Consider the following 23,608-nt stretch of genomic DNA (forward strand, 5'->3'; position numbering starts at 1 on the left):
GGGCGGTCATGATCGTCAGACGCGGGCGCTCCGAAGATTTGCCCTGGCTCGTCGGTCACGACGATGCGAGTGAGGATTGGATCAGGCGCTGCATCCAATTCGAAGAATATTTCGTGGCCGAGCAGGATGGCGAACTGACGGGCTTCCTGCGATTCAGCCGCTTCTGGGGCAAAATACCCTATATGGACATGATCCGCGTGCTGTCGTCGCATCAGCGCCCCGGCGTCGGGACGGCCCTGTTCCGTGCTTGGGAAGACGCCATGATCGAAGAGGGCGAGCAGCATCTGATGACGTCAAGCGAATGGGCGCAAGCCGAGCCCCAGGCCTGGCATCGCCGCAATGGCTTTCAGGCTGCGGGCAGCATCGACCTTCGCATTGTCCAGCCGAGCCCGGAGATATTCTTCCTGAAGGATATCTCCGGCGCACGTAGAGGATAGGGCTTCAGATCGGCGGGATCTTGCCGAGCGGGATAAAGCCGCTGAGCGAGAGGCGGCCACGATCGGCGGTAAGGTCGACGGAGACCTTGTCGGCGCCGCTGGCAAGCGCCTTCAGCATCTTCGTGGCCGTCTTGATCAGATTCTTGGCGGCGGGAAGCGTGGTGGTCAGGCTATCGCCCCAAGGGCCGATCTGATTGATCTCCAGCTTGAACTGACCGGACAAAAATCCGTCCCCGTCGAAATTGAAGGGGCCGGAAAGCGTCATGATGCGGCCGTCGCCGATATCGATGACGGCTCGATGCAACACGCCCGCCGCTCCATGCAACCCCTCGCGGTCGCTGCCGTCGAGCAGGCCGGCCTTGCCCGTCAGCGTGACGCTGGCGCTTGTCGATGCGGTCGGCAGCGTCTGCGGGAAATCCTTGATCACGGCATTGGCATTCTCGACGCCGATGGCAAAATCCAAATCGTTGCCGTTCTGGCTGGCGTGCATCTCGGTGTGGGCGGCGGTCACATTGGCGCTCTGACCAGTGAAGGAGGAGACGATGCCTGCCTTCAACCCGTCGATAACGGTCTGGGTCCGCGCGACGCCACGGCCCTTGGCGACGAGGTTTGATTGCAGGTCCGTCCACTCGGCCGATACGGTCAGGCCCTGGGTGGTGCGCAATTCTGCCGGCGATTTGAGGCTCCAGCTAACGTGGTTGGGCTGGAAGACCGGCGCGGATGCGCTCAGCGTATCGAAATTGGCCGATACGCCCTGGTTCTGGTTGTCGACCATCACCCTGTCGCAGGTCAGCCCGATGGAGAAGGGGAAGCCGCTGAAGGCCATGTTCTCGCATTTTCCGGCAATGCCGGCGCTGTTCTGCTGGCCGAGCGCCTTCAAAATATTGGCCCTGACAAAGCCTGTCGCGTAATACCATCCGCCGGTATAGAGCGCGGCGAGAACCACCAACAGACCGAGCAGGACGAGCCAAAGGCGTTTGCCTCGACTGGTTGCTACGCTCTGGCTTGACGCTGCCATGTTGTTCTCCAATGGTTGAACCGAAGCTTCATAGTGATTTGGCGTTGGATATGGACGAATTTTGGGTATTTGGCTACGGATCCCTCATGTGGAATCCGGGCTTTGGTTATGACGAACGGGCCGAGGCCCTTATTTTCGGTTATCGTCGCTCGCTCTGCGTCCGTTCCTGGGTTCATCGCGGTACGGAGGAAAGTCCCGGCCTGGTGCTCGGCCTCGATCATGGCGGCTCCTGCCGCGGCATGGCTTTTCGCGTGCCGGCCTCCACTTGGGACGAGGTGCTGATCTATCTGCGCGAGCGGGAGCTGGTCACCAACGTCTATCTGGAAAAGACGGTGCCGATCCGGCTTGCCGATGGGCGGCGTGTTATCGCCGTCGCCTATGTCGTCGATCGCGCTCACAGGCAATATGCCGGCTCTCTGGATGCGGTCGAGGCAGCCCATGTGGTGGAAGCCGCCAGCGGGCGTTCCGGCCCGAACGATGCCTATCTCTTCAATACGCTGACGCATCTGCGCGATATGGGCATCCGCGATCACTGGCTCGAGCAGGTCGCCGGCGAAGTGGAGCGGATGCGAAAGGCATCCTGATTCCATTTAGTCCGGTTGCGAGCCTTCGCGCAGCTTCAAACCGCGGCGGTCACCGGTTTCGTCTTGCTGATTTCAGCCAGACGCTGAGCCGCCGTCGGCGGAATTGGCAGATGCGGGTTTTCAGCGATCGTCTCTACCAGCAGCTGGTCGCTTGCCTTTTCCGTTTCTTCGATCAGGCGCGCAAAGAAGACATCAGGGTCCAGGCCCGGCTCGATCGGCGGCAGGACGCGCACCTTGAGGTGACCGGGATATTTGCGGAAGGTGCGGCGTGGCCAGAACAGGCCAGGATGCATGGCGACCGAGACGACGGGAATCCCAAGGTCGCGGTACATGCGCGCGATGCCGTATTTGTAGACGGGCTCGGCGCCCGGCGGGCGGCGCGTGCCCTCGGGGTAAATGATCAGCTGCCGGCCGGTGGCGAGCTCTTCGCGCGTGCGCTTCAGGACGTCGAACATCACCTTGCCGCGCGCGCTACGGTCCACGGGGATCATGCGCTGCTTCCCGGCATACCAGCCGAACAACGGAATCCACATTAACTCACGCTTCAGAATGTAGACCGGATCGTCGAGATAGGGCAGCAGCGCAAACGTATCCCAGAAGGATTGATGCTTGGGCGCGAAGATGAAGCTGCCCTTGGGGATATTCTCCAGGCCTTCGACCTCGAAGGTCGTGCCGACGATCTTTTCCATCAGCCAGGTGCTGGATTTCGCCCATGCCTTGGGGATCGCGTAGGCGGCCTTGCGCGGCATGAGGAAATAGATCGGCGTCAACACGATCATGCGAATGATCAGATTGGCATAGAAGAGTGTATTGAACAGGACCGAACGCAAGATAATCATCGAGGCTTTCCCAACGCGCCGGCTTGCGCCGGCATCCAAGGGTTTGCCTACACGATTACAACGTCAATAAAAAGTCGGTGCCTGCGTGGTTTTCGCGTCTTCAGGCGCGTCGTTATCGCAAAACCGCTGCACAGTTTGCGCGACATGCTTCAGTCGTCGTCATCGGTCGGTTGGCGCGACCTCAAGCCGGTCGGACGTCCAAGGCCGGTGATGTTGCGGGCGCCGGCGAGAAGCACCTTGGCATATTCAGAGATCATCGTGCGCAATGCGTTCGGATCCGTGAACCAGTTCTTGGCCTTCAGGTCGGAACTGACGACCGGATAAGGGATGAAATCGGTCGTTGGATCGACATATTTCAGTTCCGCCAGGCTGCGGGGCATGTGGTAGTTGTTGGTGACCACCAGGACGCTCTTATAGCCCTTGGCATGGATCCACTTTGCCGCTTCGCGGGCATTGCCGATGGTATCGAGCGCGTCATAACCGATGTCGACACAGCAGCTGAACAGATTGACGGAGCTCTGCGTCAGCCTGCGGATTTGCGATGGCGTGGTGGTCGGGTGCACGCCCGATATCAGCAGGCGGTTGCCGGCGCCGGAGCGCAGCAGTTCCACGGCCTGATCGATGCGTTGATAGCCGCCCGTCAGCACGACGATGGCATCCGCCTTGGGCTCGAGCGGCGGCTTCAGCGTCGTGATCGAATCGGCAAAATGCAGGAAACCGCCGAAAATGATGGCGACGAGGAAGATGAAGGCGAAGCCGCCCCAGCGCAGAAGACGCCGGAATAGGCTGCGGCGTACGGGTTTATCGCTGCTGGATTGCTCCCGCAACGGCTGCGAACTCACGGTCTTGCGAGTCGTCAGATCCATGCTCATGATTCGTCATTATACGACAATTGCGGCAAGGAACGGGCTGCCAATCGGCAAAAAATTATCACCGGGGCATCAATTCTGCACACTGTCGGATCTGCCGGGGTCGGAACGGATCAAATCGATCTCGTAAATCGTGCGCATCACGGTAAAGCGCGCCGTGAGCGTCGTGAGCAGGGCGATGACGATCATGGTCGCGAGGATGCCGATATAGCCAAGCGCGCCGACGGAAAATGTGCCGAAGAGGGCGGTTGCCTGGTCCGTCTGGGGCGTCGCGAGCGTGCGGCTCTGCAGGAAGCCGGCACTGGCGAAGAACAGGGCGGCCAGCGCGCTGCCGGCTGCCGATCCCTTCAGACTGATCTTCAGGAAATGCTTCTGGAATTCATTGGCGACGAAGGTGCTTTCGGCCCCGACGAAATGCAGTACCTCGACGATATGGCGATTGCCTGACAGTGCGCCGCGCGTGGCGAAGACGACGGTCAGGACCATGGCGGTGAAGACCAGCAGCAGGATGCCGGTGCCGATGAGAACGGTGGTGTGCGCCATTGATACGAGCCGGTCGACCCAGGTGCGATGGTCATCCAAGGTCGCTTGCGGGATCTGTGCCTTGAGCAGGCTGCGCATCGCCTCGAAATCCGGCGGATGCGTCTCGTCGATGGTGATGATGACGAGGCGCGGGACGGGCAGTTCCTTGATGTCGAGGCCGGCGCCGAGCCAAGGCTCGAGAAGGCGTGCGGTTGCCGCCTCGTCGACGATCTGGCCCGACTTGGTGCCGACGAAGCTGAGTGCGATATCGCGGGCGCTGGCGAGCGCCCTGTCCATGTCGAGATTGTCGTCAGGCTTGATCTGGATGGTGATCTCGCGGGAAATCTGGCTCTCCCAGCTCGCCGCCGTCGCGCGCACCATGCTGACTGCGCCGAGCGTGAGGCAGGCGAGAAAGGCCATGATGGCGATGACGACGATGAGTGCATTGCCCTGAATATTGGAGGAGGGCACGATCGGCCCTGTCGGGCGCACGCGCATCTCCGGGCGCTTGCGCTCCGCCGATGCTGCGGGCGCTTGCCGTGCCTGCGGCGCCTTGGCGTTCGGGGTATTCCTGCGGGGGCCGGGCTCAGTCATAGATATCGAGATGCCCCCCCGATAGAATCATGCGCCTCGCCTCGATCTGATCCATCAAAGCGAGGTCGTGCGTGGCGATGACGACGGCCGTGCCGAGGCGATTGAGTTCCAGAAACAGGTTGAGGAGGCGGCGCGCCATCGGCGGATCGACGTTACCTGTCGGTTCGTCGGCGAGCAGGATTTCCGGGCGGTCGATGAGGGCGCGGGCGATGGCGGCTCGCTGCTTCTCACCGCCCGAGAGCACCGGTGGCAGCACATTGATGCGCTCGCCGAGGCCGACCCATTTCAGCAGCTCCAACACGTCGGTGCGATAGGAGCTTTCCTCCTTGCCGCGCACGCGCAGGGGCAATGCGACGTTTTCATAAGTCGTCAGATGCTCGAGGAGGCGGAAATCCTGAAAGACGATGCCGACGCGGCGGCGCAGCAGCGGCAGTTCGCTGCGCGGGATCGAGGAGATCTCCCGGTCGAACATGCGGATCAGCCCGCGGGTCGGCTGAAGCGACATGAAGAGCAACCGCAGCAGCGTCGTCTTGCCGGCGCCGGACGGACCGGTCAGGAACTGGAACGATTTTCGCGGAATGTCGAAGCTCAGATCGCGGAGGATTTCCGGACCCATGCCGTAGCGCAAACCGACGTTCTCAAAATGAATCAACGGGCTGTCCAGTCTTCCGCAGTGTTCAATCAGGCGACTTGTTAACCAATGGCATTAACAGCCGGTAAATTTTTCTGGAAAGGCGCCCGATTCATGGCGATCTTTGCGAAGCATTAACCAATAAAATTTACGACTGGGCAGGATTCGTTTCAATGCCCAGATTGGCTATGGGCGTCGAAACCATGTGGATCAACCGCAAAGGAAGGCCATCATGGGCGCTTTTCGCCACCGTCAACAGCAGGCGGGGCTGGTATATGACCTCATTCCGCCCGAACGCGGATCGGGGGCTGGCCAGCCGCATCGCTTCGTGCCGAAGCCCGATATCGTCGATGCCGAATTCGTGACCGTTTCCGGCGCGCGCGGAAGGGCCGCCTCCGGCGTCAACATGCGCTATGGCGGCCGTGCCGCATCACGTTCGCAGCCGGCGACGCGCAGGAATGCCTTCTCGCGTATCCTCTCCGTCCTGCGCGGCGTCGAACAGGTTTTGCAGCAGGCGTCGCGGCGCAGCTTCGTGGCGCTCATCGTTTCCCTTGCCATATTGATCTTCGGTCTTTCGGGCGGGTTTTCCGGCCTTTCCGGCGCACCGGTCGCGACGGCGGCCGAGCCGCTGCAATTCTCGCATGTGACGCTGACGCCACGGGACGAGAATGGCCTGCGCGTATTGCGGCTGAATGGCATCATCGAGAATGTCAGCGGTGCTACGCTGTCTGTCCCGCAGGTGCGCGCCAATCTTTTCGCTGGCGATCAGCTGGTCAGAAGCATCGTTGTGGACACGCCGATCGATCGCCTCGGACCGCATGAAAGCCGCGGGTTTTCGACGCGATTGCAGCATCCCGGTGGAAAAACGCCGGATGTTCGGCTCTCCTTCATGCCTTAGGGGGTGTGTCGGGCTTGCTGATTGTGCTACGGGCTACAGCTTGATCGGCGGCCAAGGGCCGCGCAGCCATGGAGCATGCCAATCAATGCCTGTCGTACGCGGGAAGAATATCGAGCCGCTTTTCACTGCCGAGCAGATTGCCGAGCGCAATCACGCCATGGCGAAGGAAATCGCCAGCGGACCGACGAAGGACCTCCTCGTCATCGCAGTCCTCAAGGGCTCCTTCATTTTCGCGGCCGACTTGTTGCGCGCCTTGCATGAGACCGGGCTTGCTCCGGAGGTCGAGTTCATCACCCTTTCGAGCTATGGCGCCGGCACGGTTTCGCAGGGCGTGCGCATCGTCAAGGACATCGACAGCGACGTGAAGGATCGCGACGTTCTGCTGATCGACGATATCTTGGAATCGGGCCGCACGCTGCGTTTTGCCAAGGAGCTGCTCTATGAGCGCGGTGCCCGCCATGTCAGTCTGGCCGTCTTGCTCGACAAGAGCGTCAAGCGCCAGGAGGAGCTGGAGGCCGATTATGTCGGCTTCGAATGTCCCGATTATTTCGTCGTCGGCTACGGCATGGACGTTGCTTATGCTTTCCGCGAGCTGCCCTTCGTGGGCGTCGTCACGGGCGACGCTGCCTCGTGAATTTGCGTTAACGCGGACAGCCGAACTGGCTGTCCCATTCTGCTCCAGTGATCACCACTCATTAACCACGGAGCCTATCGCCCTCCCGTCGTTTACCTATCGCAAACGGAATTCTGGTGATTTCGGTCGCGGAACATGACGGACCAGGAGCACGGGCTATGGCAAAAATTCTGATCACGGAAGACGAAGACTCGCTTCGCACCTTCGTCGCGCGCGCATTGCGCCTGGACGGCCACGAGACTGAAGAGGCAGCCGATGGCGCCGAAGGTTTGGAAAAGCTGAAGGCGGGCGGCTACGACCTGCTGCTGTCGGATATCCGTATGCCCGTCATGGACGGCATCGAGCTTGCGCATCAGGCGCATTTGACCTGCCCTGGCATGAAGATCCTGCTGATGACCGGCTATGCCGAACAGCGCGAACGTGCCGACGATCTCATGGAAAAGATCGTCGATGTCGTCGCCAAGCCGTTTGCGCTGCCCGATATCCGCAAGGCCGTCGCTCGCGCCTTGGCCGCGTGATCCGTTCCCGCTCGTCCTACTGCCCCAGATTCAGCAATCGTTCCAGGTAGCTTCGCTCTTCGCTAAGCGAGGGATTGTTACTCAACCGCTCGCGAATGGCGTCGAGGATTTCGCGGGCGCGTTGAGCTTCGATGACCTTCGGCACCATTTCCTTATCAGGACTATCCAAGGGGCCATCCCGTAGCCGGCCAAGCGGATCGCGGCCGCTTGGGCCCGTTTGTCCCGGTATTTGCCCCTGGCCTTGACCTTGTCCCTGCTGCTGCATCTGCGCCATGAGCTGGTTCATCATGTCGCGTGTGCCCTTGCGCAGAGCGTCCAGTGCGCGACCCTGGCCCTGTACGGCGCCTTCGCCGTTACCCTCGGCGAGCTGGCCTGATGCGCCCTTCATTTCCTGCTGAGCCTTGCCGTAATTCTGGTTCGGCTTCATGCCGAGTGAGCCCAGGTTTTTCTGGAGTTCGCCGAGCTGCTTGCCAAGATCGTCCTGCTGCTGGCGCAGTTGCTTCAGCGCGTCGCGCAGCTGGTCTGCCGTCATGCCATCGGTGGGATCCTTGCCCTTTTGGCCCTGCTGGTTCTGACCTTGCTGCTGATCCTGCTGGCCCTGATTGCGCTGGCCCATATCCGGGCGCATCGGATCGCCGAGATTGGGTAGCGGCTGGTCCATCAGGCCATCGCCGTCCTCGTTGGAATCGCCGCGCTGCATGCGGTCGCGCATGGCCTGATCGAGCTTGAAGGTCTGATCCATCAGCTTCTGCTGATCGCGCATGATGCGGCCGAGCTTATCCATCTGCTCGCGCATCTTGTCATTTGCCTGGCTCTGCTGCTGCCCGGGTTGTGGCTTGCCGGCCTGGAGGCTGTTCATCAACTGCTGCAGCTCGGAGAGCATCTGCTGAGCCGCCTGGCGATCGCCGGAGCGGGCCAAGTTCTCGATCTGGTCCATCATCCGCTGCAGATCCTGCTGCCGCAGGATGTTGGCCGAGCGCTGGTTGGGCTGAGCCGGCATATTGCGAATGCGCTCCGCCAGTTCCTTCATATAGGCGTTCATCGCCTTGCGGAGCTCATCGGTCAGCTTCTTGATCTCGGCATCAGAAGCGTTGCGCTGCAGAGCGTCGGAAAGCTTCTGCTGGGCGTCGCGCAGGGCTTTTTCCGCATCGGTCAGCTGCGCATCTTCCATGCCGAGCGCGATCTGCCAGAGATAATCGGCCGTATCCTTCAGCGAAGCCTGGGTGTTTGCGAGCTTCATGCGCGTCAGCGCCGATTTAATAGCCAGAAAGTTGCCGAGATCGGGAATGGCCTCTTCCGGGCGGATGGTCAGCGACTTGTTGAGCTCGATCGCCTCCGGCATCTTGCGGGTATCAAGCGCAAAGACTTGGCGCTCTTCAGCGACGGCGGCAGCCAGCGGCTGGCTGAAATTGCGCGACGGCAGCACCATTTCGTAGGGTGCGCTGCGGCCGGTTTGGCCCGCGCCGTCCTTGGCAACCAAGGTAATGCGGACGCGCCTGCCGGCAAGCGGATCTTGCGTCAGGTCGCGGCTCGCCAGGCCCTTGCCGTTGCGACGGTCGCGGCGGGGAATGTCCAGCTTGTATTCCGGCAATCCATAGAGCGGGGTCGCGGCCACATCCGGAACGACAGGCACGATTTCGGCATGCGCTTCCTCGACGCCGTAATCGTCCTTGACCCTGAAGCCGAGTTCCAGTGCGCTGCTGGCGGTCGCATGCGGAATGCCATCAAAGGCGATCTCCGGCGGTTTGTCGGCGATCACATTGAAGGACCAGGACCTGCCGTTGACGGTGAGCGCGCCGCCCTTTTCAAGTTTCAGGACATGAGTGCGGGCAATCATGCCATCGGCGGCCGGCGAATTGGCATTGCCGGCTGTCGCCGGTTGTCCTGTGATGGGGCCGCTGCCGACTGGCGCTGCTTGTTTGACGGCATCGCCGACCTGTTCCGGAACCTCGACGCCCTTGCCGGTGCCGGCTGCCTGGAACAGGACCTTTTCGTCCGCCGACGTGCCGGTGACACGCACGGTGAGTTCCGAGAATTGCGGTACGTTGAGGTTGTCGCTGGCGTTGGCGACATTCCCGGTCAGGTAGATCGGTGCTTCGCCCGTGTAATAGGGCGGGGTGACCCAGGCATCGACGCGGACATCCGGATTGCTCGTCATGGAGACCGGCGCCGCGAAGACGTCGCTCAAAGAGCCGCCGTTGTTCGACATGGAAAAGCTGAAGGCCGTGACCAGCAGCAGTGCCGGAACGGCGCGTAGGGCAAAGCGGTCGTAGCGCGCGATATCCGGGCGGGGGAGGCCGGCATCCAAAGCGGCGATGCGTTCCGCCATGCGGGTCTGATGCTCGCGCCAAAGCGCGCGGGCAAAGGGGGTGTCGAGCGCGGGCTCATCCTCCTGCACGGTGACCGGCTGATGCGCGAGGCCATTGCGCTCCTCCAGCAGGCGGTCGGCCTCGCCGATGCTCGGCCAGCGCAGGCGGCGCAGCGGATGGAGGGAGAAGGCGAAACCGATGGCGAAGGCGGCAATCAGCAAATAGTGCAGAATATCCGGCGCGATGCGGAAAATGCCGAACCAGGCGGCAGACAGAAACAGGGCAAGAATGGACGCCGGCAGCAGCAGCCGCGGCAGAAGCTGCTCCGAGACCAGCACGATCCGGGCAAGGAAGCGCTTGACCGCAACCATGCGCGCCAGCGCCGGACGGGTAGCGAAAGCACCCTTTTTAGGGTTGCTGGGGCTGGTCATCGGTCCGGTCTTCTCCCGATCTGACGTTGATGGCTAACGCGCGTTGCGATCCTTCAGATTCGCTTCTTGCGCTTTATGTCTTTGATCTTTTGCATGTCGTTATCGCAAAACCGCGAAACACTCTTGCGCGACATGCTTTGGCTGTCCGTTGGGTGTTTTGGCCGGACGTCCCACACGTCCATGCTCGGGGCGCCCGGCGAGACACCATTCGAAAGAAGATAACATTCTTTGTGGCGAAGACGAGGGCAAGCGGCGCCAAAGGCTGTTTTTTCATCAAACTTCGCTGAAACGTGATCGCTTGCGCAGGGCCGGACGGGATTGCCCGTCTTCGCCCGCGTGCATGGGCGAAGACGATTATCCCTTGAGCCAGGCGGGAATCGAATCCAGCGCGATCAGCTCCTCATAGGTGCCGCGCGGGCGGATGACATGGAATTCGTTGCCCTTGACCAGCACTTCCGGAACCAGCAGCCGGCTGTTGTAGGTGCCAGCCTGCACGGCGCCATAAGCGCCGCCGGAGCTGACGGCCAGAAGATCTCCGGGCTTCGGCATCGCCATGTCGCGATCGAGCGCCAGATAGTCGCCCGTCTCGCAGACCGGGCCGACGACATCGGCCTTGATGCGCGGCGCGTTGGCATCGCTGACTGCGACCGGACGGATCTCGTGATAGGCCTCGTAGAGCGTCGGGCGGATCAAGTCGTTCATGGCGCCGTCGACGATGACGAAGCTCTTGTTGCCGGCATCCTTCACGTAGATGACTTCGGTTACCAGAATGCCGGCATTGCCGACGATCAATCGGCCCGGCTCGGTGACGATCCTGCAATTGAGGCCGCGCAGCTGGTTCTTGACGATCTGCGCATAGGCTTCAGGCAAGGGCGGCGGATTGTTGTCGTCGCGATAGGGGATGCCGAGGCCGCCGCCGATATCGACGTGATGGATGTCGTGACCGTCGCCGCGCAGGGTTTCCACGAGATCGCGCAGCAGCTTGAATGCATCGTCGAACGGCTGCAGCTCGGTGATCTGGCTGCCGATATGCATGTCGATACCAGTGACCTTGATGCCCGGCAGGCTGGCGGCGCGACTGTAGACGGCGCGGGCGCGCTCCCAGGAAATGCCGAACTTGTTTTCCTTCTTGCCGGTCGAGATTTTCGCATGCGTGCGGGCATCGACATCAGGGTTGATACGGAAGGAAACGGGCGCGACCTTGGCGGCGCGGACGGCGCGCTGGTTCAGCACCTCGAGCTCGGGCTCGGATTCGACGTTGAAGCAGTAGATGCCGGCTTCGAGCGCGACATCCATTTCCTGCGCCGTCTTGCCGACGCCGGAGAACATGATGCGGCTTGCCGGAATTCCAGCAGCCAATGCACGGCGCAGTTCGCCCACGGAAACCACGTCGACACCGGCGCCGAGGCGGCCGAGCGTCTTCAGCACCGCCTGGTTGGAATTGGCCTTCATGGCGTAGCACACCATGGCGTCGACATCGTCGAAAGCGTCGGAGAAGACCCGGTAATGTCGCTCCAGCGTCGCGGTCGAATAGACATAGAACGGGGTGCCGACCGTCTTGGCGATCTCTGAAACCGGAACATCCTCAGCGTAGAGGATGCCGTCTCGATACTGAAAATGGTTCACGGACGATGCCTATTTAGAGAAGCGGATCGAGGAAGAACTTCTTGTCCGGATTCGGCTCCTTGGTCGGCTTGGAGACGTCACCGCCCTTGGTCGCGTGCGCACTCGGCGGGTCGAGAGGGCCTTTGCGGCCACATCCGACGACGGCAAGGCCGACGACCGAAAGCACGACGGCCAGGCGGATGATGTGCGGCATGTTGATCTGCATCGAAATCCTCTTGGGCGACAAACGCGAAAGTCACTCTTCTTAGCGAAATTTCCCGCGCTTGTGCACCCCGATTGTTTGAGTGCGTTTGCGTCGTCGTCTCAGTTGCGGGCGCGCCAGAAGGCGATCTGCTTGCGCACTTCTGACGGTGCCGTGCCGCCGAAGCTCTTGCGGCTGGCGACGGAGGCTTCGACCGTCAGAACATCGAAGATCTTGTCGGTGATGGCGGGGTGGATCGCCTGCAGCTCCTCGAGAGACAGCTGGGCGAGCTCGCAGGACTTGCTTTCGGCAAGCGCCACGGCGCGGCCCGTGACATGGTGCGCGTCGCGGAAGGGCAGGCCTGCCTCGCGCACCAGCCAGTCGGCGAGATCGGTTGCGGTCGAATAACCGGAGCCGGCGGCGGCCTTCATGCGCTCTGTGTTGATCGTCATGTCGCGCATCATGCCGGTCATGGCGGCAATTGCCAGCTCGAGGCTTTCGGCAGCGTCGAAGACCTGCTCCTTGTCTTCCTGCATGTCCTTGGAATAGGCGAGCGGCAGGCCCTTCATGATGGTCAGGAGCGCCACCAGAGAGCCGTTGATGCGGCCGGTCTTGGCGCGCACGAGCTCGGCTGCATCCGGGTTTTTCTTCTGCGGCATGATCGAGGAGCCGGTGGAGAAGGCATCGGACAGGCGCACGAAGCCGAATTGCGGCGTCGACCAGATGACGATCTCCTCGGCAAGCCGTGACAGATGCATGCCCGCGATGGCAGCGATCGACAGGAATTCAAGGGCGAAATCGCGGTCGGAGACCGTGTCGATCGAATTGCGGGTGGGCTCACGGAAGCCGAGCGACTTGGCCGTCATGTGGCGGTCGATCGGGAAACCGGTGCCGGCGAGTGCGGCGGCGCCGATCGGCGATTCGTCCATATGCTCGATGGCGTGGCGAACGCGCGAGCGGTCGCGGCCGAACATCTCGACATAGGCCATGCAATGATGGCCGAAGGTGACGGGCTGCGCCGTCTGCAGATGGGTGAAGCCGGGCATGACGGTTTCGGCATGTTCTTCGGCGCGGTCGAGGAAGGCCGCGATCAGCTCGGTCAGTGCCTGTTCGCACTTCTGCAGCTCTTCCTTCACCCAGAGGCGGAAATCGAGGGCCACCTGGTCGTTGCGCGAGCGGGCGGTGTGCAGGCGTCCGGCGGCGGGGCCGATCAGCGTCGCCAGCCGCGCCTCGACGTTCATGTGGATGTCCTCGAGGCGGCGGGAGAATTCGAAATTGCCGCTCTCGATCTCTGACAAGATCGTGTTCAGGCCGTGAACGATCTTGTCTTTATCCTCGGTTGAAATGATGCCTTGATGGGCGAGCATGCTCGCATGCGCGATTGAGCCGCGGATATCCTGTGCAAACAGCTTCTTGTCGAAACCGATCGAGGCATTTATCTCCTCCATGATCGCCGCGGGGCCGGAAGCGAAACGCCCGCCCCACATCTGGTTGGAGGATTTGGTGTCCGTGCCGTCAGTCATGAGATGCCCACCTGGAGAATGAAATGACAGCAAAGAAGCCGTTCGGTCTGCCGTCCATGAAACTCGTTGTACTTGCTGCCGTCGCTGGGATTATTGCCGGTGCGGCAGCGGTATACGTGAAGGAGGCGGGGTATGGCAATGGCGTTGGTGAAACGGCATCGGCCGATCAATGCAAGACGGCAAAGGATCGCGCTGCGGCCCTGACGCCTTTCACCAAGGGACAGGTCGCAGCCATGAGCGCGGCGCCGGTGCCGATATCGCTTAAGGATGTTTCGTTCAAGGGTGCCGAGGGGCAACCGCTATCAATCGGCAGCTTTGCCGGAAAGACGCTGCTGCTGAACGTGTGGGCGACGTGGTGCGTGCCGTGCCGCGAGGAAATGCCGGCGTTGAACGCGCTCGAAAAGAGCGTCGGCAGCGACAAATTCGAAGTGGTTGCCGTCAATATCGACACGGGCGACGAGGAAAAGACGAAAGCCTTCCGCACGGAATATGCCATCGACAAGCTTGGCTACTATCGCGACAACACCATGGGCGTGTTCAATGTGCTGAAGAAGCAGGGGCTGGCGTTCGGCCTGCCGGTGACGCTGCTCATCGACGACAAGGGCTGCCTGATTTCAGCGATGAACGGCCCGGCTGCCTGGGACAGCGAGGATGCGAAGAACCTGGTGAAGGCGGCGGCGGGGATCTAGAGCATTTCCGCTTTTCTTCGAATCGCGAAAACGCTCTATCTTCTTGTTTCTTTACGCATTCCGGACGGAAAACCACTGCGCACTTTTCCTGGAAATGCTTTAAGCGGCCTTTCTGGCTCATCATCCGCGCGTGAAAAGCCGCTCTGCCCTCATCCTTGTGCGCAGGCCAAAGGCCGGAGCCTCGAAGGGCGAGGGTCGGCCTCAAGGGTGCCGAAAAGATTATCGTGTCGGAACCGGTACTTCGCCGCGATAATCGTAGAAGCCGCGGCCGGATTTGCGGCCGAGCCAGCCGGCTTCGACATACTTAACCAGCAGCGGGCAGGGGCGGTACTTCGAATCGGCGAGCCCGTCATGCAGCACCTGCATGATCGAGAGACAGGTATCGAGGCCGATGAAGTCGGCGAGCTGCAGCGGCCCCATCGGATGGTTGGCGCCGAGCCGCATCGCGGTGTCGATCGCGTCGACCGTGCCGACACCTTCATAGAGCGTGTAGATCGCCTCGTTGATCATCGGCAGCAGGATGCGGTTGACGATGAAGGCCGGGAAGTCCTCGGCGACGGTGATCGTCTTTTCCAGCGAGCTGACATATTCCTTGGCGGCGGAGAAGGTGGATTCGTCGGTTGCGATGCCGCGCACCAGTTCCACCAGCTTCATCACCGGAACCGGATTCATGAAGTGAATGCCCATGAAGCGTTCCGGCCGGTCGGTGGCGGAAGCCAGGCGGGTGATCGACAGCGACGAGGTGTTGGTGGCAAGCAGCGCCTCGGGCTTCAGAACCGGGCACACCTGGGAATAGATCTTGCGCTTGACGCTTTCATCCTCGGTCGCAGCTTCGATAGCGAGATCGACCTGGGCGAGATCGTTGAGATCGTTCGACCCGGTGATACGGGCAAGCGCTGCCTTGCGGTCCTCGTCGCTGGTCTTGCCGGAGGTGACCTGGCGCGCGAGGTTGCCGTTGATGGTGGCAAGCCCGCTTTCGATACGATCCTGCGACAGATCGTAGATGTGAACCTTGTAGCCGGCCATGGCGGATACGTGGGCGATCCCGCAGCCCATCTGGCCCGCGCCGATAATACCGATCGTCTTCAGCGAACTCATTGCCAACTCCCCGGCGGCGCGCTCTTGGCGGTGCGCTATGCTCTTAACCACAAATTTGCCGGGCCATTTCTAGCCCGGCCCAGATTGATAGACCTATAAGAGACGATTTTCCAGTCTCTCGCAACTGCGAGAAAAATAATCGGCGCGATCAAAGCGCCTTTTGCAATTCCGGTAAGGCTTCGAAGAGGTCTGCGACGAGGCCATAGTCGGCGATCTGGAAGATCGGGGCTTCCTCGTCCTTGTTGATGGCGACGATGACCTTGCTATCCTTCATGCCGGCCAGATGCTGGATGGCGCCGGAAATGCCGCAGGCGATGTAGAGCTGCGGTGCGACCACCTTGCCCGTCTGGCCCACCTGCCAGTCGTTCGGCGCATAGCCGGCATCGACGGCAGCGCGCGATGCACCGACGGCAGCACCGAGCTTGTCGGCAACGGGAAGGATGACTTCGCGGAACTTTTCCGCCGAGCCGAGCGCGCGGCCGCCGGAGATGATGATCTTGGCGGATGTGAGCTCCGGACGGTCGGACGTCGACAGTGCATCGCCGACGAAGGTCGAGAGACCGGGGTTTGCAGAGGCAGACACGCTCTCGATCGATGCGTTACCACTTGCGTCAGCGGCGGCAAACGACGCCGTGCGCACGGTGATCACCTTCTTGGCATCGGTCGACTGCACCGTCTGGATGGCATTGCCGGCATAGATCGGCCGCTTGAAGGTGTCGGCCGAAACCACTTCGATGATTTCCGAGACCTGGGCGACGTCGAGCAGGGCGGCGACGCGCGGCAGGACGTTCTTGCCGACCGAGGTCGCAGCCCCGATGATGGTGTCATAGGCACCGGCCAGCGAAACGATCAGCGCCGCCAGCGGTTCGGCGAGATTGTTGGCAAGGCTCGCATCCTCGGCAACCAGCACCTTGGCGACGCCGGCAAGCTTTGCCGCCTGCTCGGCCGCAGTCTTGGCGCCCGCGCCTGCCACCAGCACATGAATGTCGCCGCCGATCTTGGTGGCAGCCGTCAGCGCCTTGGCGGTCTGGTCGGAGAGGTGGGCATTGTCGTGATCAGCCAGAAGAAGAATGGCCATGATGTCTAACTCCTCGTTCGGACTGGTTTAAAGCACGCCGGCTTCGGTCTTGAGCTTCTCGATGAGCTCTGCGACCGACTTGACCTTGACGCCAGCCTTGCGGCCGCCGGGCTCTTCCGTCTTCAGCACCTTCAGCCGTGGCTCGGTCGATACGCCGAAATCGGCTGGCGACTTCTTGTCGAGCGGCTTCTTCTTGGCCTTCATGATGTTCGGCAGCGAGGCGTAGCGTGGCTCGTTGAGGCGCAGGTCCGTGGTCACGACCGCCGGCAGCTTGACCTCGATGGTCTGCAGGCCGCCATCGACTTCGCGGGTGACCTGTGCTTTTCCATCGCCGATCTCGATCTTCGAGGCGAAGGTGGCCTGGGCCGTGCCCAGCAATGCCGCCAGCATCTGGCCGGTCTGGTTCGAATCGTCATCGATCGCCTGCTTGCCGACGATGATCAGGCCCGGCTGTTCGGCCTCGGCCACGCCCTTGAGGATCTTGGCGACGGCGAGCGGTTCGACGGCATCGTCAGTCTCGACCAGGATGGCGCGATCCGCGCCCATGGCGAGCGCCGTGCGCAGCGTTTCCTCGGCCTTGGCAGGCCCGATCGATACGACCACCACTTCCTCGGCCTTGCCCGCTTCCTTCAGACGCAGCGCCTCTTCGACCGAGATCTCGTCGAACGGGTTCATCGACATCTTCACGTTCGAAAGCTCAACGCCAGAACCATCCGGCTTCACGCGGATCTTTACGTTGTAGTCAACGACCCGCTTAACGGGAACCAGTATCTTCATGGAATCCTTCCTTCAACATGACTGCCCAAGAACATGCGCTGCCCAGCGCCATTCCATTTGTCGAATGGCGACATGGATACGCGTTTTTTCCCCAAATACAACGCTTCGAGGCCGCGGAGAGACGAATTGCTTTAAAGGCATAAATAACGTTTACGTCAACGTCAATATGTCCACTTCCGCTGACTGGCGTGCATCCCTATCGATTCTTACCCGGGACCCATAACACATCGGCGCGGCCACGATCATTGGCATGCCGTGCGGCAACGAAGAGAAAATCAGACAGCCGGTTGATGTATTTCAGTGCCGCCGGGCTCACGCGTTCGCCTTTACTGCGCGACAGCGCCACCATGAGGCGCTCTGCGCGCCGCGCAATCGTGCGGGCAAGGTGCAGATGGGCGGAAGCCGGGCCGCCGGCCGGGAGAACAAAAGATCTCAAGGGCTCGAGATCGACATTGAGCGCATCTATATGGCGTTCGAGACGTTCAACCTGATGGTCGATGATGCGCAACGGCTCATAGGCCGGCGGCTCGTCCGTTTCAGGCGTCGAAAGATCGGCGCCGAGATCAAAGAGATCGTTCTGGATCCGCATCAGCATGGCATCGAGAGCGGGCATATCGGCCATATGCAGCCGGGCGACGCCGATGGCGGAATTGGTTTCGTCGACGGTGCCGTAGCTTTCGACGCGCAAGTCGTGCTTCAGGCGTCTCGGGCCGGCGACGAGGCCCGTGGTGCCGTCATCGCCGGTCTTGGTATAGATCTTGTTGAGCTTGACCATCGTCTTCCTGTGGTTAGAGCCTTTTCGCTTTTCTTCGGATCGCGAAACGCTCTATCCCTTTCTTTTACGCAATTCCTGACGGAAAACCGCTACGCACTTTTCCTGGAATTGCCTTCGAGCATGATGCCGAAAACTGTGAGCGGTTTTCGGACGACATCCGGCTCTAGGCCGGGCGGCCGCCGCCCGTCAGCCAGAGCGTCAGCATGATCAGGATGACCGCAACTGCCTGCAGCAGAACGCGCAGCTGCATCAGCCGGTTCGAAAGGTTGGGATTGTCGCCTTTCATCATGTTCAGCAGGCCGCGAACGAGTACGATCGCGACGAGACCCATGACAATGATGGCGGCAACATAAGTAACGGTCGACATGGTTCCTCCACCCTTGTCTTCAGAGCAGCCAAGCTTTTCACAGAAGCTCGAAGCTGCTCCATATCACGGCTTCCTCGCAATCCCGGACGGAAAACCGCAGCGCGCTTTTTCCCGAGATTGCTCTAGTCCAGCCGGCGCATCAGACGATAGAAAAGGTTAGCCGGCAATAGCCTTTTCAAGAGCACGCCCTGCTTGGCGGGCGTCGTTACCAGATAATGTGGGCGCGGGCTTCTCACATTCAAAGCTGATTTTAGCACATCATAGACCGCTTCGGGGCCTAATTTGTGTTTGCTGATCGGCCCGGAGCCATCCAGCCGCCGCAACTGCCGCCGGTATTCGACGGCGTGGGCGGAGCCTTCGAGGTCGATATGCTCGTGAAGCTTGACGAGCGCATTGGCGGTGAAGCGCGTCGCAATCGGACCAGGCTCGATGAGGCTGACATGGATGCCGCTATCCTGCAGCTCCATCCTGAGCGTGATCGTCAGCCCCTCAAGCGCGAATTTCGAGGCGGTATAGGCGCCGCGGAAGCGATAGGGGATCAATCCGAGGATGGACGAGCAATTGACGATACGGCCATGGCCTTGCTTGCGCATCAGCGGAATGATCTGGCGCGTAAGCTCGTGCCAGCCGAAGAAATTCGTCTCGAACTGTTCGCGCAGCACATCGGTCGCCAGGTCTTCGACGGCGCCGGTCTGGCCGTAGGCGCCGTTGTTGAAGAGGGCGTCGATCCGGTCGCCCGTGCGCTCCCGCACCGTTGCCACGGTGGCGGAAATCGTCTCGGGCCGGGTATAGTCCAGGAGAAGCGCCTCAATGCCGTCGGCTTCGAGCGGAGCCAGATCCTCTTGCCTGCGCACGGTTGCAAACACGCGCCATCCGTCAGTTTTCAGCGCCCGCGCGCAATGGGCGCCGATTCCGGAGGAGCAACCAGTCAACAGGATAATGCGTTGTTCCGTCATAGGATGATTCCTGTACAAATCAGGTCTCGTTTCCCATATTCAGGGACCCGACACAATCGACAACCGGCAGGTGAATGCCGATGTCAGGCGGAGATGGAATGCCGACAGCCCTGCGGACGATCTACAAGGTGATTTACGACGCAGTGTTCCATTTCGTCGAGGATGACGGGTTTGCCATGGCAAGCCATGTGGCGCTTTCGACATTGCTCGCGGTTTTCCCTTTCCTGATCTTCGGCACGGCGCTGGCAAGCTTTCTGGGCGCCAGCCAGTTTTCGTCGACGGCAGTGCATCTGATCTTCGACACCTGGCCGGAGGCGATCGCCAAGCCCCTGGCCGATCAGGTCGTGCAGGTGCTGACCATTCCGCGCGGCGGCCTTTTGACGATCTCCGTGCTTGCGGCCGCCTACTTCGCCTCGAACGGGGTCGAGGCGCTGCGCATCTCGCTTAACCGCGCCTATCGCGTGCTGGAAACCCGGCCCTGGTATTTCAACCGCCTCGCCAGCCTCGGCTACGTGCTCATCGCGGTGCTGATCTTTGCCATTCTCAGCATCCTGCTCGTCGCCATACCCCTGGCGCTCAACTATACCCGGCAATGGGCGCCGAAGCTTGCCGATATTCTCGACATCGTCTTCAGCTGGCGGATCTACGGCACGATCTTCCTGCTTCTGGCGGGGCTGATGATCCTGCATTTGTGGCTTGCGGCTGGGCGCCGACGGCTGCTCGACGTGATCCCCGGCGTGTTGCTGACCTTGATCTTCTGGTCGGTCGGGGCGCTGCTCTTTGCCTATTATCTCTCGACCTTCGCCAATTACACCGCCACCTATGCCGGCCTGGCGTCGGTGATGATCGTGCTGATCTTCCTCTATATGCTCGCCGTGATCTTCATCATGGGGGCGGAGATCAACGCGGCGCTGATGAAATTCCGCGTGCGACGGCTGCTCTTCGGCAAGGCAGCGAGCCGTGCGGCTGAAGCCCCATCTGAAAAAGCGTCATCCGAATCAGAGGCAGATGCGGCGGCGAAGCTCCACCGGTGAAAGGCCCTGCCGGCGCCATTCGGCAATGCCGGTGTCACCCATGCTCTTGGACAGCTTCTTGCCGTCGCTGCCGAGGAGCAGGCGGTGATGATGGTAGAGCGGTTCCGGCAGGCCAAGCAGCGTCTGCAGCAGGCGATGGATCGAGGTGGCGTGAAAGAGATCGAGCCCGCGCACGACATGGGTGATGCCTTGCACCGCGTCATCGACGACGACAGAAAGATGATAGCTTGAGGGTGCATCGGAGCGCGACAGCACGACGTCGCCCCAGGCAGCAGGGTCGGCCGGGATGGCACTTGTCTCGCCGTCGCCGCTTTCCTGCCAGTGGAGCGGTCCGCATGCCGCCGCCAGCGCCTTTTCCATGTCGAGACGCCAGGCATGTTTCATGCCCGACGCCAGCAGGCGCCGCCGCTCGGCATCGCTGCGCTCGCGGTCGTCGGAGGGATAGAGCGGCGTACCATCCCGGTCGCGCGGCCATGGCCTGCCATCCGACTCGAGCGCGGTGACGCGTGCCTTGACTTCGCCGCGGGTCAGGAAAGCCGGATAGACGAGGCCGCGCTCGATAAGCGCCTGCAGCGCTTCCTGATAGGCCGGAAAATGTTCGGACTGCCGACGCACCGGCTCCTGCCAGCGAAGACCGAGCCAGGAAAGATCGGAATAGATGCCCGTTTCGAAATCGGGTGTGCAGCGCGTCTGGTCTATGTCTTCGATGCGCAGCAGGAAATCGCCGCCGGCTTTTGCCGCCATGTCGTGGTTGAGGATGGCCGACAGCGCATGGCCGAGATGCAATGGGCCGTTGGGGCTCGGAGCAAAGCGGAATTTCGGCTTTTGACGGGAAATCTCGATCATGCTTTCTTCTGCCACGAATCTTAACCGGGGACTACGAGACGTCATGCAGATCATTCGCGACGAGCGCGATATCGAACAGGGACTCGCCGCCCTATTGGAGATTGATCCGCGCCTGCGGCCCGTTGCCGCAGAGGCGGGCGCTTTGCCGCTGCGTCTGCGCGAACCGGGCTTCGAAGGGCTCGCCCACATCATCGTTTCGCAGGTCGTCTCCCGCGCCAGCGCCGATGCGATCTGGGGGAAGATGATCGCCGGGATGGGTCAAGTGACCGCCGAGGGCTATGCGGGCCTGGAGCCTGAGACATGGCGAACCTTCGGCCTCTCGCGAATCAAGCACGACACATTGGCGCGCGTGGCCGAAGCCGTTGCCGGCGGCGGCCTCAATCTGCATGCCTTGAGCGCCGAATCACCGGAAAAGGCGCTTTCCGAGCTGACGTCCATCAAGGGGATCGGCCCCTGGACGGCCGAGGTCTACCTGATGTTCTGCGGCGGTCACGCAGATGTGTTTCCGGCGGGCGACGTGGCGCTGCAGGCGGCCGTCGGCATGGCTTTCGGCCATGACGTCAGGCCCTTGGCCAAGGCTATCGCCCGGGAAGCGGCGGTTTGGGCGCCCTGGCGCTCGGTCGCGGCCCGGCTTTTCTGGGCCTATTACGCCGTGAAGACGCGGCGGGATGCGCTGCCCATAGTTTAATCGGCCGCCTCTCCGGATCGCTGCTTTGCACTGAATTTATTGGACTTCACAATCCTGTAACAACCGGCCTAATATACAGGTGTAGATGCCGAATCGATCAGGAGGGTTCCTTGACGATTGCAGTCTCCCCGCAGTCCTTGCCGGCGCTCGTGCTGAACGCTGACTACAGACCGCTGAGTTATTATCCCTTGTCGCTCTGGTCCTGGCAGGACGCGATCAAGGCGGTCTTCCTTGACCGTGTGAATATCATTGCAGAATACGATCATAGCGTTTCGTCGCCGAGCTTCTCCATGCGGCTGCCAAGCGTCGTCTGCCTGAAGACATATGTGCAGCCATCCCGCAATCCCGCCTTCACCCGGTTCAACGTCTTCCTGCGCGACCGGTTCGAATGCCAGTATTGCGGCTCGCATGACGATCTGACCTTCGACCACGTCATCCCGCGCGCTCATGGCGGCGAGACGACCTGGGAGAACGTGGTTGCAGCCTGCTCGCCGTGCAATCTGCGCAAGGGCAGCAAGCTGCCGAAACAGGCCGGCATGTTCCCGGCGCAGAAGCCATATCAGCCGAGCGTGCAGGACCTGCACAACAACGGCCGCCTGTTCCCGCCGAACTATCTGCACGACAGCTGGCTCGACTATCTCTACTGGGATTCGGAACTGCAGCCGTAAGGTCGCGTTGGCGACTGGGCGGGAGGAGGGCGCGGTACCCCCCCTCTGTCCCTTTCGGGACATCTCCCCCACAAGGGGGGAGATCGGTAATTCCCTGCTCTCCCTCACCTCAAACAAGCATTGAGTCAGCTGCAATTACCGCTTGCTGTTTTATGGGGATGGTCAGCGGCAAACTCCAACCAATCTCCCCCCCTTGTGGGGCAGGGGAATCGCATATGGAGTGAGGTGGTTGCCGCAGCCCCCTTCTCCCCAGCGGGGAGAAGGTGCCGATAGGCGGATGAGGGGGAAGCCGCGCGCGGGAAAGTGCCTGATTTCAAGGAGGCTTGGCCCCCTCATCCGACCCTTCGGGTCACCTTCTCCCCGAGGGGAGAAGGAGATTGCACCGACGACCGACCTCATATGCGCTTGCCCTGCCTTGTGGGGGAGATGTCGCGACAGCGACAGAGGGGGGGGGGGGGTATCAGAGCCACGGCATACGATGGATCGCGGCCGTCTGGCCAAAGATCACGCCGCCTTCTTCGCCCCGACAAAAGCAATCATCGCCAGAATCACGCTGGCGATCACATTCCAGCCGGCCATCGACAGGCCGAGGACGCGAAGGGCGGCTTCCGTGCAGGATGGGCCCTTGATGCTGTTCAACTGGCCGAGCAGGTCGCCGGCATTCTGCGTGACGCTGCTGGCGGATGTCGAGCAGGTGGTCGGGCCTTCCCAGAAGTGCCATTCGACGCCTGAGTGATAGACGCCGATGCCGCCGCCGACAACCATCATCAGGCCGGCAATGATCAGCAGGCCGCGGGTGATCCAGGAGGGCAGGCCGGCAACGGCCGTCAGGGCCGCGACGATCGCGACTGGAATGCCGTAATAATAGGGCTGGCGCTGCTCCAGGCAGAGCGCGCAAGGGATATAGCCGCCGATGTGCTCGAAGCCGAGCGCCGAGCCGATGACGACGACCATGCCGATCGTCAGCAATGCGCTATAGCCGAGGCCGGCGCGGGAGAAAGGCGAAGTCGTGGACATG

General features: G+C 61.4%; 26 protein-coding genes. 9 read left to right on the forward strand and 17 right to left on the reverse strand.

Features of this window, described 5'->3' with window-relative positions; all coding sequences use genetic code 11:
* Window positions 1-8: 8 nt before the first annotated feature.
* A complete protein-coding gene (locus GA0061102_RS23385; protein WP_092853713.1) occupies window positions 9-437 on the forward strand; it encodes a GNAT family N-acetyltransferase in 429 nt (142 codons plus the stop codon).
* 4 nt (window positions 438-441) lie between these two features.
* On the opposite strand, the gene GA0061102_RS23390 is transcribed toward GA0061102_RS23385, so the two are convergent.
* Window positions 442-1,455, reverse strand: a complete 1,014-nt coding sequence (locus tag GA0061102_RS23390; RefSeq protein WP_092853715.1) for a DUF2125 domain-containing protein — start codon at window positions 1,453-1,455, stop codon at window positions 442-444.
* Window positions 1,456-1,466: 11 nt separating this feature from the next.
* Between GA0061102_RS23390 and GA0061102_RS23395 the strand changes: the two genes are divergently transcribed.
* Window positions 1,467-2,039 carry a gamma-glutamylcyclotransferase gene (locus tag GA0061102_RS23395; RefSeq protein ID WP_092853717.1) on the forward strand — a complete coding sequence of 191 codons (573 nt, stop codon included), beginning with the start codon at window positions 1,467-1,469 and terminating at the stop codon, window positions 2,037-2,039.
* A gap of 35 nt (window positions 2,040-2,074) precedes the next feature.
* Here GA0061102_RS23395 and GA0061102_RS23400 read toward each other — a convergent pair whose 3' ends face one another.
* The 4 genes from GA0061102_RS23400 to ftsE form a co-directional block, all read right to left on the reverse strand.
* A complete protein-coding gene (locus tag GA0061102_RS23400; protein WP_092853719.1) occupies window positions 2,075-2,878 on the reverse strand; it encodes a lysophospholipid acyltransferase family protein in 804 nt (267 codons plus the stop codon).
* 149 nt (window positions 2,879-3,027) lie between these two features.
* Window positions 3,028-3,750, reverse strand: a complete 723-nt coding sequence (locus tag GA0061102_RS23405) for a YdcF family protein (protein ID WP_092853721.1) — start codon at window positions 3,748-3,750, stop codon at window positions 3,028-3,030.
* 69 nt (window positions 3,751-3,819) lie between these two features.
* Window positions 3,820-4,863 (reverse strand): cell division protein FtsX, encoded by a 1,044-nt coding sequence (locus tag GA0061102_RS23410; protein WP_425348561.1) that lies wholly within the window; start codon window positions 4,861-4,863, stop codon window positions 3,820-3,822.
* Window positions 4,856-5,515, reverse strand: a complete 660-nt coding sequence (ftsE, locus tag GA0061102_RS23415; protein WP_092853723.1) for a cell division ATP-binding protein FtsE — start codon at window positions 5,513-5,515, stop codon at window positions 4,856-4,858. The genes GA0061102_RS23410 and ftsE overlap by 8 nt, the downstream gene beginning before the upstream one ends.
* 211 nt (window positions 5,516-5,726) lie before the next feature.
* On the opposite strand from ftsE, the gene GA0061102_RS23420 reads away from it, so the two are divergent.
* The 3 genes from GA0061102_RS23420 to GA0061102_RS23430 all read left to right on the forward strand — a co-directional run bounded on the left by GA0061102_RS23420 (window position 5,727) and on the right by GA0061102_RS23430 (window position 7,544).
* A complete protein-coding gene (locus GA0061102_RS23420) occupies window positions 5,727-6,392 on the forward strand; it encodes a hypothetical protein (protein WP_092853725.1) in 666 nt (221 codons plus the stop codon).
* 85 nt (window positions 6,393-6,477) lie between these two features.
* Complete coding sequence (gene hpt, locus GA0061102_RS23425) at window positions 6,478-7,026, forward strand: hypoxanthine phosphoribosyltransferase (RefSeq protein WP_092853727.1); 549 nt, start codon at window positions 6,478-6,480, stop codon at window positions 7,024-7,026.
* A gap of 158 nt (window positions 7,027-7,184) precedes the next feature.
* Window positions 7,185-7,544, forward strand: a complete 360-nt coding sequence (locus tag GA0061102_RS23430) for a response regulator (protein WP_092853729.1) — start codon at window positions 7,185-7,187, stop codon at window positions 7,542-7,544.
* 16 nt (window positions 7,545-7,560) lie between these two features.
* Here GA0061102_RS23430 and GA0061102_RS23435 read toward each other — a convergent pair whose 3' ends face one another.
* The 4 genes from GA0061102_RS23435 to argH form a co-directional block, all read right to left on the reverse strand.
* Window positions 7,561-10,284 (reverse strand): TIGR02302 family protein, encoded by a 2,724-nt coding sequence (locus GA0061102_RS23435; protein ID WP_092853731.1) that lies wholly within the window; start codon window positions 10,282-10,284, stop codon window positions 7,561-7,563.
* Between the two features lie 354 nt (window positions 10,285-10,638).
* Complete coding sequence (gene lysA / locus GA0061102_RS23440; RefSeq protein ID WP_092853733.1) at window positions 10,639-11,910, reverse strand: diaminopimelate decarboxylase; 1,272 nt, start codon at window positions 11,908-11,910, stop codon at window positions 10,639-10,641.
* 13 nt (window positions 11,911-11,923) lie between these two features.
* Entirely contained in the window at window positions 11,924-12,115 is a 192-nt protein-coding gene (lptM, locus tag GA0061102_RS23445) for an LPS translocon maturation chaperone LptM (RefSeq protein WP_092853781.1), read from the reverse strand.
* A 98-nt stretch (window positions 12,116-12,213) separates the two neighbouring features.
* Entirely contained in the window at window positions 12,214-13,614 is a 1,401-nt protein-coding gene (argH, locus tag GA0061102_RS23450) for an argininosuccinate lyase (RefSeq protein ID WP_092853735.1), read from the reverse strand.
* Window positions 13,615-13,637: 23 nt separating this feature from the next.
* Between argH and tlpA the strand changes: the two genes are divergently transcribed.
* Window positions 13,638-14,303, forward strand: a complete 666-nt coding sequence (gene tlpA, locus GA0061102_RS23455) for a thiol:disulfide interchange protein TlpA (protein ID WP_092853737.1) — start codon at window positions 13,638-13,640, stop codon at window positions 14,301-14,303.
* A gap of 219 nt (window positions 14,304-14,522) precedes the next feature.
* Here tlpA and GA0061102_RS23460 read toward each other — a convergent pair whose 3' ends face one another.
* The 6 genes from GA0061102_RS23460 to GA0061102_RS23485 all read right to left on the reverse strand — a co-directional run bounded on the left by GA0061102_RS23460 (window position 14,523) and on the right by GA0061102_RS23485 (window position 19,354).
* Window positions 14,523-15,401, reverse strand: a complete 879-nt coding sequence (locus GA0061102_RS23460; protein ID WP_092853739.1) for a 3-hydroxybutyryl-CoA dehydrogenase — start codon at window positions 15,399-15,401, stop codon at window positions 14,523-14,525.
* A gap of 148 nt (window positions 15,402-15,549) precedes the next feature.
* The gene (locus GA0061102_RS23465; protein WP_092853741.1) at window positions 15,550-16,479 is read right to left on the reverse strand and encodes an electron transfer flavoprotein subunit alpha/FixB family protein; all 930 of its coding nucleotides are present in this window, start codon (window positions 16,477-16,479) and stop codon (window positions 15,550-15,552) included.
* Window positions 16,480-16,506: 27 nt separating this feature from the next.
* Complete coding sequence (locus GA0061102_RS23470) at window positions 16,507-17,256, reverse strand: electron transfer flavoprotein subunit beta/FixA family protein (protein ID WP_092853743.1); 750 nt, start codon at window positions 17,254-17,256, stop codon at window positions 16,507-16,509.
* A 196-nt stretch (window positions 17,257-17,452) separates the two neighbouring features.
* Window positions 17,453-18,031, reverse strand: coding sequence for a cob(I)yrinic acid a,c-diamide adenosyltransferase (locus GA0061102_RS23475; protein WP_092853745.1), 579 nt, complete (start codon window positions 18,029-18,031; stop codon window positions 17,453-17,455).
* A gap of 163 nt (window positions 18,032-18,194) precedes the next feature.
* Window positions 18,195-18,398: a twin transmembrane helix small protein gene (locus GA0061102_RS23480; protein ID WP_047630776.1), complete on the reverse strand. Its 204-nt coding sequence runs from the start codon at window positions 18,396-18,398 to the stop codon at window positions 18,195-18,197.
* A 122-nt stretch (window positions 18,399-18,520) separates the two neighbouring features.
* Window positions 18,521-19,354: an SDR family oxidoreductase gene (locus GA0061102_RS23485; RefSeq protein ID WP_092853747.1), complete on the reverse strand. Its 834-nt coding sequence runs from the start codon at window positions 19,352-19,354 to the stop codon at window positions 18,521-18,523.
* A 98-nt stretch (window positions 19,355-19,452) separates the two neighbouring features.
* Here GA0061102_RS23485 and GA0061102_RS23490 point away from each other — a divergent pair, with 98 nt between their 5' ends.
* A complete protein-coding gene (locus GA0061102_RS23490; RefSeq protein ID WP_092853749.1) occupies window positions 19,453-20,388 on the forward strand; it encodes a YihY/virulence factor BrkB family protein in 936 nt (311 codons plus the stop codon).
* On the opposite strand, the gene gluQRS is transcribed toward GA0061102_RS23490, so the two are convergent.
* Window positions 20,353-21,234 carry a tRNA glutamyl-Q(34) synthetase GluQRS gene (gene gluQRS / locus GA0061102_RS23495; RefSeq protein WP_092853751.1) on the reverse strand — a complete coding sequence of 294 codons (882 nt, stop codon included), beginning with the start codon at window positions 21,232-21,234 and terminating at the stop codon, window positions 20,353-20,355. The two genes, GA0061102_RS23490 and gluQRS, sit on opposite strands and share 36 nt — an antisense overlap.
* Before the next feature lie 43 nt (window positions 21,235-21,277).
* Here gluQRS and GA0061102_RS23500 point away from each other — a divergent pair, with 43 nt between their 5' ends.
* Both GA0061102_RS23500 and GA0061102_RS23505 read left to right on the forward strand, forming a co-directional pair.
* A complete protein-coding gene (locus GA0061102_RS23500; RefSeq protein ID WP_092853753.1) occupies window positions 21,278-21,922 on the forward strand; it encodes a DNA-3-methyladenine glycosylase family protein in 645 nt (214 codons plus the stop codon).
* Window positions 21,923-22,032: 110 nt separating this feature from the next.
* The gene (locus GA0061102_RS23505) at window positions 22,033-22,590 is read left to right on the forward strand and encodes an HNH endonuclease (RefSeq protein ID WP_004118063.1); all 558 of its coding nucleotides are present in this window, start codon (window positions 22,033-22,035) and stop codon (window positions 22,588-22,590) included.
* Between the two features lie 504 nt (window positions 22,591-23,094).
* Here GA0061102_RS23505 and GA0061102_RS23510 read toward each other — a convergent pair.
* Window positions 23,095-23,607: a disulfide bond formation protein B gene (locus tag GA0061102_RS23510; RefSeq protein ID WP_092853755.1), complete on the reverse strand. Its 513-nt coding sequence runs from the start codon at window positions 23,605-23,607 to the stop codon at window positions 23,095-23,097.
* Window position 23,608: the final 1 nt, after the last annotated feature.

Source organism: Martinezella miluonensis (assembly GCF_900094545.1).
Taxonomy (GTDB): domain Bacteria; phylum Pseudomonadota; class Alphaproteobacteria; order Rhizobiales; family Rhizobiaceae; genus Rhizobium; species Rhizobium miluonense.

What these genes read in the sequence shown, in the direction of transcription:
- GA0061102_RS23390 (WP_092853715.1), bottom strand. Translation starts at nt 1,455, where the DNA reads ATGGCAGCGTCAAGCCAGAGCGTAGCAACCAGTCGAGGCAAACGCCTT.
- GA0061102_RS23510 (WP_092853755.1), bottom strand. Translation starts at nt 23,607, where the DNA reads ATGTCCACGACTTCGCCTTTCTCCCGCGCCGGCCTCGGCTATAGCGCA.
- tlpA (WP_092853737.1), top strand. Translation starts at nt 13,638, where the DNA reads ATGACAGCAAAGAAGCCGTTCGGTCTGCCGTCCATGAAACTCGTTGTA.
- argH (WP_092853735.1), bottom strand. Translation starts at nt 13,614, where the DNA reads ATGACTGACGGCACGGACACCAAATCCTCCAACCAGATGTGGGGCGGG.
- GA0061102_RS23470 (WP_092853743.1), bottom strand. Translation starts at nt 17,256, where the DNA reads ATGAAGATACTGGTTCCCGTTAAGCGGGTCGTTGACTACAACGTAAAG.
- GA0061102_RS23405 (WP_092853721.1), bottom strand. Translation starts at nt 3,750, where the DNA reads ATGAGCATGGATCTGACGACTCGCAAGACCGTGAGTTCGCAGCCGTTG.
- GA0061102_RS23500 (WP_092853753.1), top strand. Translation starts at nt 21,278, where the DNA reads ATGCAGATCATTCGCGACGAGCGCGATATCGAACAGGGACTCGCCGCC.
- gluQRS (WP_092853751.1), bottom strand. Translation starts at nt 21,234, where the DNA reads ATGATCGAGATTTCCCGTCAAAAGCCGAAATTCCGCTTTGCTCCGAGC.
- hpt (WP_092853727.1), top strand. Translation starts at nt 6,478, where the DNA reads ATGCCTGTCGTACGCGGGAAGAATATCGAGCCGCTTTTCACTGCCGAG.
- GA0061102_RS23460 (WP_092853739.1), bottom strand. Translation starts at nt 15,401, where the DNA reads ATGAGTTCGCTGAAGACGATCGGTATTATCGGCGCGGGCCAGATGGGC.
- GA0061102_RS23475 (WP_092853745.1), bottom strand. Translation starts at nt 18,031, where the DNA reads ATGGTCAAGCTCAACAAGATCTATACCAAGACCGGCGATGACGGCACC.
- GA0061102_RS23465 (WP_092853741.1), bottom strand. Translation starts at nt 16,479, where the DNA reads ATGGCCATTCTTCTTCTGGCTGATCACGACAATGCCCACCTCTCCGAC.
- GA0061102_RS23385 (WP_092853713.1), top strand. Translation starts at nt 9, where the DNA reads ATGATCGTCAGACGCGGGCGCTCCGAAGATTTGCCCTGGCTCGTCGGT.
- lptM (WP_092853781.1), bottom strand. Translation starts at nt 12,115, where the DNA reads ATGCAGATCAACATGCCGCACATCATCCGCCTGGCCGTCGTGCTTTCG.
- GA0061102_RS23430 (WP_092853729.1), top strand. Translation starts at nt 7,185, where the DNA reads ATGGCAAAAATTCTGATCACGGAAGACGAAGACTCGCTTCGCACCTTC.
- GA0061102_RS23435 (WP_092853731.1), bottom strand. Translation starts at nt 10,284, where the DNA reads ATGACCAGCCCCAGCAACCCTAAAAAGGGTGCTTTCGCTACCCGTCCG.
- GA0061102_RS23420 (WP_092853725.1), top strand. Translation starts at nt 5,727, where the DNA reads ATGGGCGCTTTTCGCCACCGTCAACAGCAGGCGGGGCTGGTATATGAC.
- GA0061102_RS23490 (WP_092853749.1), top strand. Translation starts at nt 19,453, where the DNA reads ATGCCGACAGCCCTGCGGACGATCTACAAGGTGATTTACGACGCAGTG.
- GA0061102_RS23485 (WP_092853747.1), bottom strand. Translation starts at nt 19,354, where the DNA reads ATGACGGAACAACGCATTATCCTGTTGACTGGTTGCTCCTCCGGAATC.
- GA0061102_RS23480 (WP_047630776.1), bottom strand. Translation starts at nt 18,398, where the DNA reads ATGTCGACCGTTACTTATGTTGCCGCCATCATTGTCATGGGTCTCGTC.
- GA0061102_RS23395 (WP_092853717.1), top strand. Translation starts at nt 1,467, where the DNA reads ATGGTTGAACCGAAGCTTCATAGTGATTTGGCGTTGGATATGGACGAA.
- GA0061102_RS23400 (WP_092853719.1), bottom strand. Translation starts at nt 2,878, where the DNA reads ATGATTATCTTGCGTTCGGTCCTGTTCAATACACTCTTCTATGCCAAT.
- GA0061102_RS23410 (WP_425348561.1), bottom strand. Translation starts at nt 4,863, where the DNA reads ATGACTGAGCCCGGCCCCCGCAGGAATACCCCGAACGCCAAGGCGCCG.